Raw genomic sequence first — 13,353 nt, forward strand, 5'->3', positions numbered from 1 at the left:
CGAAGGCCGAAAGGGCAATGCCCGCCTACTGTCAGACCAAGTCCAACAGTTGCGCCCATGCCGAACCTCGAAAATCTCAAGAAGCAGGCCAAGCAATATCTGCGCTGGTATCGCGAAGGCTATCATCCCGTCGCCGCCGAGATCAGGGCGGCGTTGCCGCGCTTCCAGCATCTCGACGACAGCGAGGTGATGCAGGCTGCTTTCAAGCTCGCCGATGCGCAGGAGCTTGTCGCACGACAGCAAGGTTTTGAAAGCTGGCAGGCGCTCAAATCAGAAGCCCTTGTGATGAATGACCAAGAAACGCGGACCACACGTCCAACCCTGACCGCGACCGCAGCGCAGCTGTTCGTCGCCGATATCACGGCATCATGCGATTTCTTTACCGGCAAACTCGGCTTTTCGGTCGACTTCGTCTATGGCGAGCCGCCTTTCTACGGGCAGGTTGTCAGGGACAGGGCGCAACTGGCGCTCAGGCTGGTGTGTGAGCCGGTGTTTGCAGGTGACATCCGCCAACGCGAGCACCTGCTATCCGCCTCGATCACCGTCGATACGGCCAGCGAGATCAAGCAGTTGTTCCTCGACTTCCAGGCGGCGGGCGTGGTCTTTCACCAGACGCTGCGCAAGGAACCGTGGGGCGCCAGGAACTTCATCGTGCTCGATCCCGACGGCAATCTGATCCTGTTTGCCGGCCCCGCGGATTAGGCGGGCCAACCGGGCCGATCGCCCCAAATCACGGCAATCTGAACGGCGGATATGCACAAATGCCGCCGCGACATGTATCGTATGGGACCAGCCTCTTAGAGTTCTTTGCCGCAAAACTTTTGTTGGTGTCCGTGCGGACGCCAGAACAGGGAGGAACAGGATATGGCTTCAGTTTCGATACATCCGGCGCTCGACGGCGGGGTCAAACCCGGCAGTGCCGCCTTTACCGGCGGCACGCTCGTCTGCGCCTGCGCCGACAAACCGGTCAAGGTGGCGATCAGGGGCCAGGTTGCCCACAACCACGCCTGCGGCTGCACCAAATGCTGGAAGCCGGAAGGCGCCAGGTTCTCGGTCGTGGCGGTCACCGCACATGAGAACGTGACGGTGTTGGAAAATGGCGACAAGCTCGCGGTGGTCGATCCGTCGGCGCTGATCCAGCGCCACGCCTGCAAGGGCTGCGGTGTGCACATGTATGGCCCGGTCGAGCGCGACCATGCCTTCAAGGGCCTCGACTTCATCCATCCCGAGCGCTTCCAGGAAGCGGGCTGGGCCGAACCGGGCTTCGCCGCCTTCGTGTCGTCGATCATCGAGGCGGGTGTCGACCCCTCCGAAATGGACGGCGTGCGCGGCCGGCTGAGGGAACTCGGGCTTGAACCCTATGACTGCCTGTCGCCCGGACTGATGGATTACATCGCCACATGGGTGGCCAAGAAGTCGGGCGTGCTGAAGGCCTGAGCCGCATTCCTTGAAGGCATTGGGGCTGGTCGGTCCTAGCTCCTAAAGCCTATGCCCTGCCTGCATCCAGCCACGGTGACCCGTGCTAGGGTGCGGGCGGGAGAAACGGCGGCAACGCCTGATGCGCCCGCACGCCTCCGCAACTGAGGGAGGTCAGCATGGGATATTATGTTTTCCTGACGAATTTCACGGACCAAGGAGTCAAATCGGTACGGGAGACGACCAAACGTGCCGATGTGTTCAGGGCGATGGCCGACAAGGGTGGCGCCAAGGTTCACACGCTGTTGTGGACGCTCGGCAAGCATGACGTGGTGGCGATTGTCGAAGCACCCGACGACCTGACGGTGACGGCGCTCAGCTTGTCCATTTCTGCACTTGGCAATGTCAAGACACAGACGCTCAAGGCGTTCGATGCCGCGGACATGAACAAGATCCTGGCAAAGATGGCCTGATTTTCATTCCCGTCGCGGGGCGGGAGCCTTCGATTTCCAACCTCTTCCGGCTTCTGCCCGGCGCGGGTGCGTTTCCGCTTTTCGTCGAACCGCGGAATCTCTCCGCCTTCCTGTTCTTGCGCAATTCCGGACGGAGAACCGCTGCACAGTTTTCCTGGGATTGCGCTAGTTCAACGGGTCGTAATCGGGGATGTGCCCGAAGCTGTAGCCGCGCTGCCTGAGCCCCTGGATGAGGGCGGTGAGATTGGCGGTGCCGTTGAAGGTGTCCTGGAACATCTCGTCATGCATCAACAGGATCAGCCTGTTCGGCCTGACGAAGCGGACCTTGCCTGTGAACATGTGGTCGATCTCGCTGACGAGCCTGGTGACGCTTTGCACCGGCTTGCCGGTGCCGTCATGGACCCATTCGTGATCCCAACCATAGAGCCAGAAGCCGGTGGCGGCGACGAACTCGTAGTCCGGTTCCTCGATGCCGATCTCGATGCGGTCGATCGAAAGGTCGTTGGTCGAGATGTTGGGCAGGCGAAAGACGTTGCGGCCGGGGAGCCGGGCATGGGTCGGCACGTCCAACCCGAGGGCCGCATTGGCCCGCACCATGTCGGCGACGACACCTTCGGTGTCGGCATAGAACTTGCGGTACCGGTTGAAGGCGTGGCTGTAGCTGTGGTTGCCCAAGGTGACCAAGGGCATGCTTTTGGCGCGGGCGACAAGCGCCTTGCTCTCCGGACTGGACTTGGCGTGCAAGCCGACCATGAACATGGTGGCGGGCACGTTTTCCGCCTGCAGCACATCGAGGATGTTGCCGGTGCCGTCGAGCGGGCCGTCGTCGAAGGTGAGATAGATGGTGCGGTCCGCCGCCTGTACCGGCGAGCAGGCCAGGACAAGGGCGGCCAACAACCAGAGGATGGTCATGCCCGGAGCGCCATGCCTTTTGCCTGCTGCTTTCAGCATCGTTCTGCCTGTGACTCGCAACCTCTCACCGGCGCCATCGGTACCCTGTGATTACAGGGCGTGCAAAGGTGGGGTCTGGACCTACTGAATTCAGCGGTGCGGTGGCCGGCTGCGTGCTAGATGTCGCGGCAAGTTTGCCGGGGCCGGACATTGAACCATCAGGGCATGACGCAGCAGCCTGACATCGCCGATTTCATCGTCGCGAACATGCATGTCGTGGCGGTGCCTTCGGTTCCCGAAATCAGGCTTTACACCGCGCATCCGGCCAGCGGGCTGTGGCGGCTCGCGCCCGATGACGCCGGCGACGATGCGCCGCCGCCCTACTGGGCCTATCAATGGGCCGGCGGGCTGGTTCTGGCGCGACATTTTCTGGAGCGACCCGAGACGGTGAGGGGGCGGCGCGTGCTCGACCTTGGCGCCGGTTCGGGGTTGGTCGGCATCGCCGCTGGTATGGCGGGGGCAAGTTCCGTGCTCGCGGCCGAGGTGGACCGCAATGGCGTTGCCGCGATCGGGCTCAATGCGGCGCTGAACGGCGTCGACATCATTGCCATCGACGGTGACGTGACCGGTGGCCGGGTGCCCGAGGTGGATATCGTTGCGGTCGGCGACATGTTCTACGACGCCGAACTGGGTGCGCGGGTGACCGCCTTTCTCGACCGCTGCGTCGACGCAGGCATCGAGGCGCTCGTCGGTGACCCCGGCCGGGCCCACCTTCCGCATGCACGGCTTCGACTGGTAGCCGAACATGCGGTGGCTGATGTCGGCACCGGCCAAGCGGCCACGACCAAGCCGAGTGCGGTGTTTTCGTTCGGCTGAGGTCTCAGCCGATTCGACAGTCAGGATGCAGGGTCATTTGCCGAAGCTCCTGAGCATGCGGATCGTCAGGACCGTGGTCAGCACCGAGAGCGGAAATTGGGCGAGACCTGAAATCTCGAAGAACAGGTCCTTGGGCATTTCGTAGGGCGGGGTCGGGAAGATGGCGTGGAAGGCCGCTTCGCCGAAGCCGAAATAGACGACGTTCTTGAAGACATGATTGTAGCCGCCCTCGACATAACCGACCAGCACGATGGGAATGACGAAAACGACGACTGCCGCCGCCCAGGTGAGCAGGCGTGCCGAGCGCTCCGTGTTGGCAAACCAACCTGCATACAGCAGGGCAGCGATCATGATTGCCGCAGGTGCGACGAAAAGCAGGACATGCAGGCGCCAGGACGTGCCGAAGATTACGGCGCCATATGCGTGGTGCAGCGAGGTCAGCGCGAGCAGCAGCAAGGCGCTCTCGGCGACGCGCAGATGGGTGTTGACCGAGATGGCGGGCGTCGAAGCGGCTGTCATGGAATTGTCTCCTGTTGACGGAAGGCGCTTCGGCTATCACGATACCGGACACGGTGTTCGGAAATTGCCGGACAGTGGGTGGGCCAAAGTCCGGAAACGGACCGCTGGCTTGGAACGTCCGGAAAATCGGAGACTGAAATGGCGATCGACCGGCGGGTGGTCCGCACGCGCACGGCACTCTATGACGCGCTGGTGGCGCTGATCCGCGCCAAGGATTATGAAGCGATCACCGTCGAGGACATTCTCGACGAAGCCAATGTCGGGCGCTCGACTTTCTATGCCCATTTCACCTCGAAGGACGACCTGTTGCAGCGCAGCCTGGAGAGGCTGCGTGATCTGCTCGTCGGGGTTCGTCGGGACGGCGACCAGGGCGACTGGGATCCGGCGCGGGCGCTGTTCGAGCATGTCGGCGAATATGCCGACGTCCAGGCCGCACTGGCCGGCGGCCATGGCGGGGCTGTGCTGCGCGAGGCGGTGGACAAGGTGCTGGCCGATGTGCTGCGCCAGACGATGGGTGCCGGCCCCGCCGGCGGGCTGCCGCGCGAACTGGTGATCCAGCACATGGTGGCGACCTTCAACACGACCTTGCGCTGGTGGCGGGAACACCGACCTGCCATGACGCCCGCCGAGGCCGACGCGCTATTCCGGCAGTTGCTCTTGCGCGGACTGCCACCCGATGTCGCCACGCCGTTCATTGGTGCGGACGAACGGGTGGTAAAGTCGCTTTCCTGTGCTTGACTCCTTCTCCATTGTGGGAATATTTCTCATATATGGAAAGTTATCTCGCTGATGAGACTGGCATTGACCGGCGCATTGCCCAGCGGCTGCGCTCGCTCCGGGCCGGGCGCGGTTGGCCGCTGGATGAGCTGGCGCGGCGCAGCACTGTCAGCCGGGCAACCCTGTCGCGGCTGGAAAACGCCGAGGTCAGCCCGACGGCGAGCGTGCTCGGCAAGCTCTGCGCTGCCTACGGGCTGACAATGTCGCGGCTGATGCACATGGTGGAAGGCGAGTTCGCGCCGCTGGTGCGGCGTGAGGCGCAAACGGTTTGGTCGGACCCGGAGGTCGGTTTTCGCCGTCGCTCGATCTCGCCGCCGGCGCAGACGCTGGCCGGCGAGACGCTGGAATGCACGCTCGATGCGGCCGTCACGATCACCTATGACGCGCCGCCGCGGCCGGGGCTCGAGCATCATCTGGTGCTGGTCGAGGGGCAGCTCACGGTGACTGTCGACGGACGGGCGCATGAGCTCAGGCCCGGCGACTGCCTGAGATACCAGCTGTTCGGTCCGAGCGCCTTCGCCACACCGGCGGAGACGGGCGCCAGGTATTTTCTGTTTGTCGTGTGAGGTTTCATGAGCGTGGCCATTTCGACATTTTCGGCCGAGGACATTTCGCATCATCTCGGCGAGCTCGGCGCGCTGCTGCATGCCTGTGTGCATGACGGGGCAAGCATCGGCTTCGTTTTGCCATACGCCCAGAGCGAGGCCGAGGCGTTCTGGCGCGACAAGGTGCTGCCGGGCGTGGGCGCCGGGATGCGCATCATGCTGGTGGCGCACAAGGACGGGCGCATCGCCGGCACCGTGCAACTGGGCTGCGATACCATGCCCAACCAGCCGCACCGCGCCGACGTCAACAAGCTGATGGTGCATCCCGACTTCCGCCGCCAGGGCATTGCGCAATTGCTGATGCGGGAGCTGGAGGCGCGGGCGCGGGAGCTGGGGCGCAGCCTGCTGACGCTCGACACGCGCACCGGCGACAGTGCGGAGCCGCTCTACACGGCACTGGGCTACCAGATGGTGGGAACAATCCCTGCCTATGCCCGCGATCCCTTCGGTAGCGACCGGCTTGATGCGACGACGGTGATGTACAAGCTGCTGTAGCAAGGAATCCGGAGGGCCTGATGCTGCCGGAATAGGCAGGCTTCTGACGGCGCGGGTCGAAAGGTCCGGTAGGCGCGGGTTCGGAAACCGATTCCGGAAATACGGCTAAATCCCTGGCTGCCATATTCTTTCTTCGCATCCCTCGTTCCCGAGGGCATAAATGATCGGCGAGACTGACGTTGAGTCGGTCTCGGCACGCAAGCCGATCCGCCGGGGGCGCATATGGGCGAGGACCTTCACAACATCTGGCTCAATGATGCGCTGGTGTTCCTGTTTGCGGCGGGTGTGCTGGTGCCGCTGATGCGGGTGGCGTCCATTCCGAGCGTGCTCGGCTTCCTGCTTGCCGGCCTGGCGCTTGGGCCGTTCGGCATGGGCGCGCTGGCCGAAAGCTGGCCGGTGCTCAGCCATTTCACCTTTGCCGATCCCGAGGCGGCGAAGCCGTTTGCCGAACTCGGCGTGCTGTTCCTGCTGTTTTTGCTCGGGCTCGAACTGTCCTTCGAGAAGCTGTGGTCGCTCCGGCGCCTGGTGGTTGGCGCGGGCGGGCTGCAGGCGCTTGCGAGCGTTGCCGGCATCACCGCCATTGCTGCGTGGTTCGGAGCCGAAAGCCGCGTCGCACTGGCGATCGGTCTTGCCCTGGCGCTGTCGTCGACGGCTATCGTCATGCAGACGCTGACCGAGCAGAAGCGCGTCGCCGGTCCCGTGGGGCGGGCGGCGCTCGCGGTGCTGCTGTTCCAGGACATGCTGGTGGCGCCGATCCTGATCCTCATCGGCTTTCTCGGGCAGGGGCCTGACGCCAACCTGCTGCCGGCGCTGCTGGAGGCGCTGATCCAGGGCGGCATCGCCGTCGTCATCATCCTGCTGTTCGGGCGCTTCGTGCTCAAGGACGCGTTCCGACTGGCGGCGCGCGCCGGCGGCCGCGATTTCCTGATGGGGCTGACGCTGCTGGTCATCGTCGGCGGCGCGGTGTTCACGGCGGCTGCCGGCCTGTCCTTGGCGCTCGGCGCCTTCATGGCCGGGCTGCTGCTCGGCGAAACCGAGTTCAAGCACCAGGCCGAGGTCGACCTCGAACCCTTCAAGGGGTTGCTGCTCGGCCTGTTCTTCATGACTGTCGGCATCGGTCTCGACCTTGCGACGGTGTGGAGCGAGTTGCCGATCGTGCTGGCCGGGCTGGTGGCGCTGCTGGTGGTCAAGGCGGCCATCGTTACCTTTGCCTGCCGCGCCTTCGGGCTGGAGCGGGGACGGGCTGTGGAGACCGGCTTCCTGCTCGCGCCGGCAAGCGAGTTCGCTTTCGTGGTTGTTACGACGGCGGCGGCAGCCAATGTGCTGGACGCGCCAACGGCGACGCTGGTGACGGGCATTGCCGGTCTGTCGATGCTGGTGACGCCGCTGGTGGCGATGATCGGCCGGCGGATCGCCGCGCGGATCGATGCGAGGCAGCCGGTGGAGGTTTCGACCGAGACCTATCCTGACCTCCGGGGGCATGTCGTCATCGCCGGTTTCGGGCGGGTCGGGCGCACCATCGCCCGCATCCTCGATGCCGAGGACACCGACATCGTCGCGCTCGAGCGCAATCCCGAAATCGTGGCGCGCGAGCGCAAGGCGGGCCGTAAGATCTATCTCGGTGACGCCGCGCGCCCCGAAATCCTGGCCCATGCCGGTGCCGCGGGCGCGAGCCTGTTCATCGTCACCGTCGACGACGCCAGGGACGCGGCGGCGATGGTCAATGCTGTCCGGCAGATGCGCGGCGATGCGCCCGTGCTCGCCCGGGCCCAGGATGCCGCCCATGCGCGCCAGCTCTACGAGGCGGGCGCGGAATTCGTTATTCCCGACGCCGTCGAGGCGGGTTTGCAGCTGGCGGGACGGGCGCTTCTGGAGTTCGGCTACTCCAATGAAGTGCTGAAGGACCGCATCGCGACCGAGCGCAGCGTCGAATACCAGCGTGCCGGGGCGGAGTAGTCATCTGCTCGAAGATTGATTCAGTTGGGCGGCGTAAGTGACGAAGTCAAAACGTTTTTCGCTCCCACTGGCCGTCGCTCGCGGCGAAGGGGCAGCCGCGAGGCCGTGTCAGTAGGCTGCATTTTTTGCGGTGCAGCGGATTGACGCGAGATGAATTACGTTTTACGACTGACGAAATTCGAAAATCGTCAGTCGTAAAATCGAGCGACCCGAAATGAACGATGTAGCCGAAAGCCCCGTGGATCTGGCGCGACAGGAGACTGTCGGGCGCATTCTCGATTCAGCCGAGCGGCTGTTCCGGCACTACGGCTACACCAAGACCAATGTCGCCGACATCGCCCGCGACCTCGGCATGTCGCCGGCCAATATCTATCGTTTCTTCGCCTCAAAGGTGGAAATCCACCAGGCGATCTGCGGCCGCATGCTCGGCGCCGTCTATCAGATGGCCTGCCAGATCCTGCGTGCCGAAGGCAGTGCCACCGAGCGCCTGCGCAGTTTCATCTATGCCCAGCACAACCTGACCGTCGAGACGATGCTCGACCAGGAGAAAGTGCATGAGATGGTGATCGTGGCGTTGGAGCGCGACTGGCACGTCATCGAAAAGCATATCGACCGACTGCATGATCTGATGGCTGAAGTCATCGCCCAGGGCATCGCCGCTGGCGAATTTGCCGAGCAGGATCCGCGGATCGCCGCGCGCTGCTTCGGTGCCGCAACAGCTACTTTGTGCCATCCGCAGATGGTCTCGCAGTGCGTCAACAAGCCCAATCGGGCGACGTTCGAGGAACTTACTGATTACGCGCTCAGGGCGCTGAAGAAATAGCCGGGACCCTTGGGCCGACATCCAGATCAATAGACAACCAGGAGTGCGAACGATGATTTCGTTCAAGACCTTCAATGCGAATCTGCGTCCTCTTGCCAGCCTAGCGCTGGTGTCGCTGCTTGGCGTTGGCCTTTCTGCCTGCTCCGAAGCCAAGACCGAGACGGTCGAAGCAGTCCGCCCAGTCAAGGTGGTCGAGATCGCCAGCACGGGCACGACCCGCGAGCTCGACTATTCGGGTTCGGTGAAGGCGCGCACCGAGGTGAATCTCGGCTTCCGCGTCGCCGGCAAGATCACCGAAAGGGTGGTCAATATCGGTGACAAGGTGAAGACGGGAGACCTGCTCGCTCGCATCGACGCGACCGACTATCAGCTGGGTGTCAGCACGGCGGAAGCCAACCTTCACGCGGCGGAAAAGCAGGTCGAGACGGCCAAGCTGGCCGATGAGCGGGCAGCACAGCTTTATGCCAAGAAGTTCGCCTCCGAAGCGCAGCGTGAGCAGGCGGCACTTGCCTACAGGCAAGCGTCGTCGCAGCGCGACGCTGCTGCCTCGTCGCTGAAGCAGGCGAGGAACCAGGTCGGTTATGCTGAGCTGCGCGCCGACCAGAACGGCATCGTCACATCGGTCAGCGCCGATACCGGTCAGGTGGTCGGGGCCGGAACGCCTGTCGTCGCGGTCGCCGTCGATGGCGACAAGGAAGTGCAGATCGCCGTGCCCGAGCTGGAGATTGCCCAGTTCCAGCGGGGCAAGCCGGTCAAGGTCAGCTTCTGGTCCGACGCCGGGCTGGTGCTCGACGGCAAGGTGCGCGAGGTCGCCGGCAGTGCCGACCCGCAGTCCAGGACGTTTTCGGTGCGCGTCAGCCTGCCCGACGACAACAGGGTGCTTTTGGGCATGAGCGCGACGATCGAGGCGTCGGTCGAGAACGGCAAGGCGTTCGTCGCGATCCCGCTCAGCGCGCTGGCCAAGCAGGGCGACAAGGACATCGTCTGGGTGGTCAACGGCGAACAGGTACATGCCCGCGACATCAAAGTGGCGGGCTTCGCCGACGCCGGCGTCCAGGTTGCCGACGGCCTGAAGCCGGGTGACTTGGTGGTGGCGGCCGGTACGCAGTTCATGGCCGAGAATCTGAGGGTCAAGGTGCCGACGCCGGAGCAGCGCGCGGCATCGAAAGAGGCCACTGCGGCAATTCGCTAAGACAGCATAAGGCGGCGGCCGAGGGCCGCCGCGAACGCCATTCACATTTGAACCTGCGCATCTGCTGTGCCGGATACCGGCCGCGTGCGCCTTTTCGGAACCACGGCCATGGACAATTCCAGCCAGGACAAGCAGCCCTTCAACCTGTCACGCTGGGCGATCGGGCACCCGAGCATCGCACGCTTCCTGTTCGGGCTGATCATCATCACCGGTGCGCTCGGCCTGATGCGCATGGGCCAGAGTGAGGATCCGGAATTCACCTTCCGCGTCATGGTGGTGCAGGCAGTGTGGCCGGGCGCCTCGATCGAGGAGATGCAGGACCAGGTCGTCAACAAGATCGAGCGCAAGCTGCAGGAAACGCCGCATCTCGACTGGGTCAAGTCCTACACGCGCGCCGGCAGCGCCATCATCACCGTGCAGGTCAAGGGCGACACCGACACCGCCGAGGTGAAGGACGCCTTCTATCAGGTGCGCAAGAAGGTCGGCGACATCTCGAGCGAGCTGCCGCAAGGCCTGCTCGGACCCTATTTCAACGACGAGTTTGGCGATACCTTCATCACGCTGCACTCGATCGCGGGCGAGGGCTACAGCTATCCCGAACTGAAGACGCTGGCGATCAAGGCACGCGACATGCTGCTGACGACGCCCGGCGTCGAAAAGGCCGTCATCCTCGGCGACCAGCCGCAGCGCATCTATATCGACGTCTCGTCCAAGGCATTGGCCGAACGCGGCCTGACGCTGAACGACGTGCGCAACACCATCGCCGGGCAGAACAACATCGACCCGGCGGGTGCTGTCGACACCGGCACGCATTCGGTGCGCATCTCGGTCGAGGGCGACCTGTCCAAGACGGCCGATATCCGCGAGCTGCGACTGCGCGCCGGCAACCAGGTCACCCGCCTCGGCGACATCGCCACGGTGACATCGGGTCTTGAGGATCCCTACCAGCGCAAGTTCCGCTACAACGGCCAGGACAGCGTCCAGGTCGGCGTGGTGATGGCCAAGGGCTTCAAGGTCACCGACGTCGGCAAGGCTGTCGAAGAGACCTACAAGCGTTTCGAGGAATCGCTACCTTACGGCGTGTCGGTCGACCAGATCTCCAATCAGCCGGAAGTGGTCAAGGAAGCCATCGGCGAGTTCATGAAGGCGCTGATCGAGGCGCTGCTGATCGTGCTGGTGGTGTCGTTCCTGTCGATTGGCTGGCGCTCGGGCCTGGTCATCGCGATCACCATTCCGCTGGTGCTCGCCGCCACCTTCGCTGTCATGTACCAGCTGGGCATTGACCTGCAGCGCATCTCGCTCGGCGCACTGATCATTGCGCTTGGCCTGCTCGTCGACGATGCGATGATTGTCGTCGAGATGATGGAGCGAAAGCTCGAGGAGGGGCTGGTCAAGGTAGAGGCGGCGTCGTTCGCCTATTCCTCGACAGCGTTCCCGATGCTGACGGGCACGCTGATCACCACGGCAGGCTTCATTCCCGTCGGCTTCGCCGAATCCACGGCGGGTGAATATGTGCGCTCGCTGTTCTATGTCGTCGGCATCGCGCTCGTCATCTCGTGGTTCGTGGCCGTCTATTTCACGCCATGGCTCGGCAACATGATCCTGAAGCAGCGCAAGCATGCCGGCAGTCATCACGATGCCTTCGATACCAACTTCTACCGCCGCCTGCGCGCGACGGTGAGCTGGGCCGTGCGCCACCGCATCATCGTGCTTGTCATGACGCTGGTGACCTTCTTCGGCTCGCTGTTTGCCTTCCAGCTCATCCCGCAGAACTTCTTCCCGCAGTCGTCGCGGCCGGAAATTCTCGTCGACCTGTGGCTGCCCGAGGGCACAAGCATCAAGGAGGTCGAAAAGCAGGCCCAGGCGCTGGAAAAGCGCATGATGGACGACCCCGACAAGAAGTTCGTCGCCACCTATGTCGGCGAGGGCGCGCCGCGCTTCTTCCTGCCGCTGGACCAGCAGCTGCGCAACCCGAACTATGCCCAGCTTCTGATCATGGCCAATGACGAGCCGGCGCGCGAACGACTGATCACCAAGCTGCGCGGTATCCTGGCCGAGGATTTCCCCTCGATCCGCGGCAAGGTCGATCGCCTGTTCCTCGGACCGCCGACAGGCTGGCCGGTGCAGCTGCGCGTCATGGGGCCGGACCGGGCCGAAGTGCGCCGCATCGCCGACGAGGTGAAGGCCAAGTTCGCGGCGACGCCGGAACTCGGCGCCATCCATGACGACTGGCTGGAACAGGTGCCCGGCATGAAGCTGGTGGTCGATCAGGACAGGGCGCGGGCGCTTGGCGTATCGTCGCAACGCATCCGCCAGATGCTGCAGGCAACGATGCAGGGCGCGCCGCTCGACAATTTCCGCGACGGCGAGGAGACGGTATCGATCGTCGCCCGCGAGCCGGAGGCCAACCGTCACCTTCTGACGGCGGTCAACTCCGTCTATATTCCGACCGACTTTGGTGGGTTCGTGCCGCTGTCGCAGGTGGCCAAGGTGGTGCCTGTCATGGAGCAGGGCATCGAATGGCGCCGCGACCGCCTGCCGACGATCACGGTCAGGGCGACACTGCCCGACCACATCCAGCCCAACGACGTGGCGATGAAGCTCTATGCCGATCTCAAGCCGCTGCGCGACGGCCTGGCTCCCGGCTACAAGGTCGAGATCCAGGGCGGTGCCGAGGACGCGGCCGAAAGCCAGGCCTCGATCGCCGCCAAGGCGCCGGTGATGTTGCTCGTCATCGTGCTTTTGTTGATGGTGCAATTGCAGCACTTCGGCAAGGCAATGCTGGTGCTGGCGACAGGTCCGCTCGGCATCATCGGGGCCGCTGCGGCATTGTTGATCTCAGGCGCGCCGTTCGGCTTCGTGGCGATCCTCGGCGTCATCGCGCTGCTCGGCATCATCATCCGCAACTCGATCATCCTCGTCGACCAGATCGACCAGGACATCGCGGCGGGCATGGAGCGCTCAGAGGCGATCATTGGCGCTGCCGTGCGCCGCTTCCGGCCGATCGTTCTGACGGCGATGACGGCGGTGCTGGCGCTGATCCCGATTTCCTGGGGCGTGTTCTGGGGCCCGCTCGCCTATTCGATGATGGGCGGCATCCTGGTCGCCACCTTGCTGACCATCCTGGTGCTGCCGGCCGGCTATGCGCTGTTCTTTGGCCGTGAGCCGAAGACCAAGTCGGCCGAACCGCTCGCGGCGAAGGGCGAAAACACCGCTGCGGTCGTTCAGCACCCGGCGCTGGCGGCGGAATAGTCGCGCGCCAAGCGCTGAGCTTTCAACCGGCTCCTGCCGCATGCAGGGGCCGGTGTTCGTTTGTGCAGGCCGTCGTGG

Annotated in this window: 13 protein-coding genes; 11 read left to right on the plus strand and 2 right to left on the minus strand. The window is 64.0% G+C overall.

All coding sequences use genetic code 11. From position 1 onward, the window contains the following. The first annotated feature begins 57 nt into the window (after positions 1 to 57). The 3 genes from N7E70_RS11650 (at position 58) to N7E70_RS11660 (ending at position 1,889) form a co-directional block, all read left to right on the plus strand. Entirely contained in the window at positions 58 to 702 is a 645-nt protein-coding gene (locus N7E70_RS11650; RefSeq protein WP_263006426.1) for a VOC family protein, read from the plus strand. Positions 703 to 864: 162 nt separating this feature from the next. Then, positions 865 to 1,437, plus strand: a complete 573-nt coding sequence (gene gfa / locus N7E70_RS11655) for an S-(hydroxymethyl)glutathione synthase (RefSeq protein WP_067959508.1) — start codon at positions 865 to 867, stop codon at positions 1,435 to 1,437. Positions 1,438 to 1,595: 158 nt separating this feature from the next. Beyond that, positions 1,596 to 1,889 (plus strand): GYD domain-containing protein, encoded by a 294-nt coding sequence (locus N7E70_RS11660; protein WP_263006427.1) that lies wholly within the window; start codon positions 1,596 to 1,598, stop codon positions 1,887 to 1,889. Between the two features lie 165 nt (positions 1,890 to 2,054). Here N7E70_RS11660 and N7E70_RS11665 read toward each other — a convergent pair whose 3' ends face one another. Then, complete coding sequence (locus N7E70_RS11665) at positions 2,055 to 2,801, minus strand: polysaccharide deacetylase family protein (protein WP_263006428.1); 747 nt, start codon at positions 2,799 to 2,801, stop codon at positions 2,055 to 2,057. A 204-nt stretch (positions 2,802 to 3,005) separates the two neighbouring features. Between N7E70_RS11665 and N7E70_RS11670 the strand changes: the two genes are divergently transcribed. After that, positions 3,006 to 3,656 carry a class I SAM-dependent methyltransferase gene (locus N7E70_RS11670; protein ID WP_263006429.1) on the plus strand — a complete coding sequence of 217 codons (651 nt, stop codon included), beginning with the start codon at positions 3,006 to 3,008 and terminating at the stop codon, positions 3,654 to 3,656. Positions 3,657 to 3,689: 33 nt separating this feature from the next. Here N7E70_RS11670 and N7E70_RS11675 read toward each other — a convergent pair whose 3' ends face one another. Beyond that, positions 3,690 to 4,175 (minus strand): hypothetical protein, encoded by a 486-nt coding sequence (locus N7E70_RS11675; protein ID WP_263006430.1) that lies wholly within the window; start codon positions 4,173 to 4,175, stop codon positions 3,690 to 3,692. A gap of 138 nt (positions 4,176 to 4,313) precedes the next feature. Between N7E70_RS11675 and N7E70_RS11680 the strand changes: the two genes are divergently transcribed. The 7 genes from N7E70_RS11680 (at position 4,314) to N7E70_RS11710 (ending at position 13,275) form a co-directional block, all read left to right on the plus strand. Next, entirely contained in the window at positions 4,314 to 4,913 is a 600-nt protein-coding gene (locus N7E70_RS11680; protein WP_263006431.1) for a TetR/AcrR family transcriptional regulator, read from the plus strand. Positions 4,914 to 4,945: 32 nt separating this feature from the next. Next, positions 4,946 to 5,518, plus strand: a complete 573-nt coding sequence (locus N7E70_RS11685; RefSeq protein ID WP_263006432.1) for a helix-turn-helix domain-containing protein — start codon at positions 4,946 to 4,948, stop codon at positions 5,516 to 5,518. 6 nt (positions 5,519 to 5,524) lie between these two features. Then, positions 5,525 to 6,052, plus strand: coding sequence for a GNAT family N-acetyltransferase (locus tag N7E70_RS11690; protein ID WP_263006433.1), 528 nt, complete (start codon positions 5,525 to 5,527; stop codon positions 6,050 to 6,052). A gap of 222 nt (positions 6,053 to 6,274) precedes the next feature. After that, positions 6,275 to 8,008, plus strand: a complete 1,734-nt coding sequence (locus tag N7E70_RS11695) for a cation:proton antiporter domain-containing protein (RefSeq protein ID WP_263006434.1) — start codon at positions 6,275 to 6,277, stop codon at positions 8,006 to 8,008. A gap of 214 nt (positions 8,009 to 8,222) precedes the next feature. Then, positions 8,223 to 8,831, plus strand: coding sequence for a TetR family transcriptional regulator (locus tag N7E70_RS11700; protein ID WP_067959534.1), 609 nt, complete (start codon positions 8,223 to 8,225; stop codon positions 8,829 to 8,831). A 52-nt stretch (positions 8,832 to 8,883) separates the two neighbouring features. Continuing rightward, entirely contained in the window at positions 8,884 to 10,023 is a 1,140-nt protein-coding gene (locus N7E70_RS11705) for an efflux RND transporter periplasmic adaptor subunit (RefSeq protein WP_263006435.1), read from the plus strand. A 108-nt stretch (positions 10,024 to 10,131) separates the two neighbouring features. Further along, entirely contained in the window at positions 10,132 to 13,275 is a 3,144-nt protein-coding gene (locus tag N7E70_RS11710) for an efflux RND transporter permease subunit (RefSeq protein ID WP_263006436.1), read from the plus strand. Positions 13,276 to 13,353: the final 78 nt, after the last annotated feature.

It is taken from the genome of Aminobacter sp. NyZ550, assembly GCF_025628925.2.
Taxonomy (GTDB): domain Bacteria; phylum Pseudomonadota; class Alphaproteobacteria; order Rhizobiales; family Rhizobiaceae; genus Aminobacter; species Aminobacter ciceronei.

Excerpts from the sequence above, each read along its gene's own strand:
- N7E70_RS11650 (WP_263006426.1), top strand. The coding sequence starts at position 58 with ATGCCGAACCTCGAAAATCTCAAGAAGCAGGCCAAGCAATATCTGCGC.
- gfa (WP_067959508.1), top strand. The coding sequence starts at position 865 with ATGGCTTCAGTTTCGATACATCCGGCGCTCGACGGCGGGGTCAAACCC.
- N7E70_RS11660 (WP_263006427.1), top strand. The coding sequence starts at position 1,596 with ATGGGATATTATGTTTTCCTGACGAATTTCACGGACCAAGGAGTCAAA.
- N7E70_RS11665 (WP_263006428.1), bottom strand. The coding sequence starts at position 2,801 with ATGACCATCCTCTGGTTGTTGGCCGCCCTTGTCCTGGCCTGCTCGCCG.
- N7E70_RS11670 (WP_263006429.1), top strand. The coding sequence starts at position 3,006 with ATGACGCAGCAGCCTGACATCGCCGATTTCATCGTCGCGAACATGCAT.
- N7E70_RS11675 (WP_263006430.1), bottom strand. The coding sequence starts at position 4,175 with ATGACAGCCGCTTCGACGCCCGCCATCTCGGTCAACACCCATCTGCGC.
- N7E70_RS11680 (WP_263006431.1), top strand. The coding sequence starts at position 4,314 with ATGGCGATCGACCGGCGGGTGGTCCGCACGCGCACGGCACTCTATGAC.
- N7E70_RS11685 (WP_263006432.1), top strand. The coding sequence starts at position 4,946 with ATGGAAAGTTATCTCGCTGATGAGACTGGCATTGACCGGCGCATTGCC.
- N7E70_RS11690 (WP_263006433.1), top strand. The coding sequence starts at position 5,525 with ATGAGCGTGGCCATTTCGACATTTTCGGCCGAGGACATTTCGCATCAT.
- N7E70_RS11695 (WP_263006434.1), top strand. The coding sequence starts at position 6,275 with ATGGGCGAGGACCTTCACAACATCTGGCTCAATGATGCGCTGGTGTTC.
- N7E70_RS11700 (WP_067959534.1), top strand. The coding sequence starts at position 8,223 with ATGAACGATGTAGCCGAAAGCCCCGTGGATCTGGCGCGACAGGAGACT.
- N7E70_RS11705 (WP_263006435.1), top strand. The coding sequence starts at position 8,884 with ATGATTTCGTTCAAGACCTTCAATGCGAATCTGCGTCCTCTTGCCAGC.
- N7E70_RS11710 (WP_263006436.1), top strand. The coding sequence starts at position 10,132 with ATGGACAATTCCAGCCAGGACAAGCAGCCCTTCAACCTGTCACGCTGG.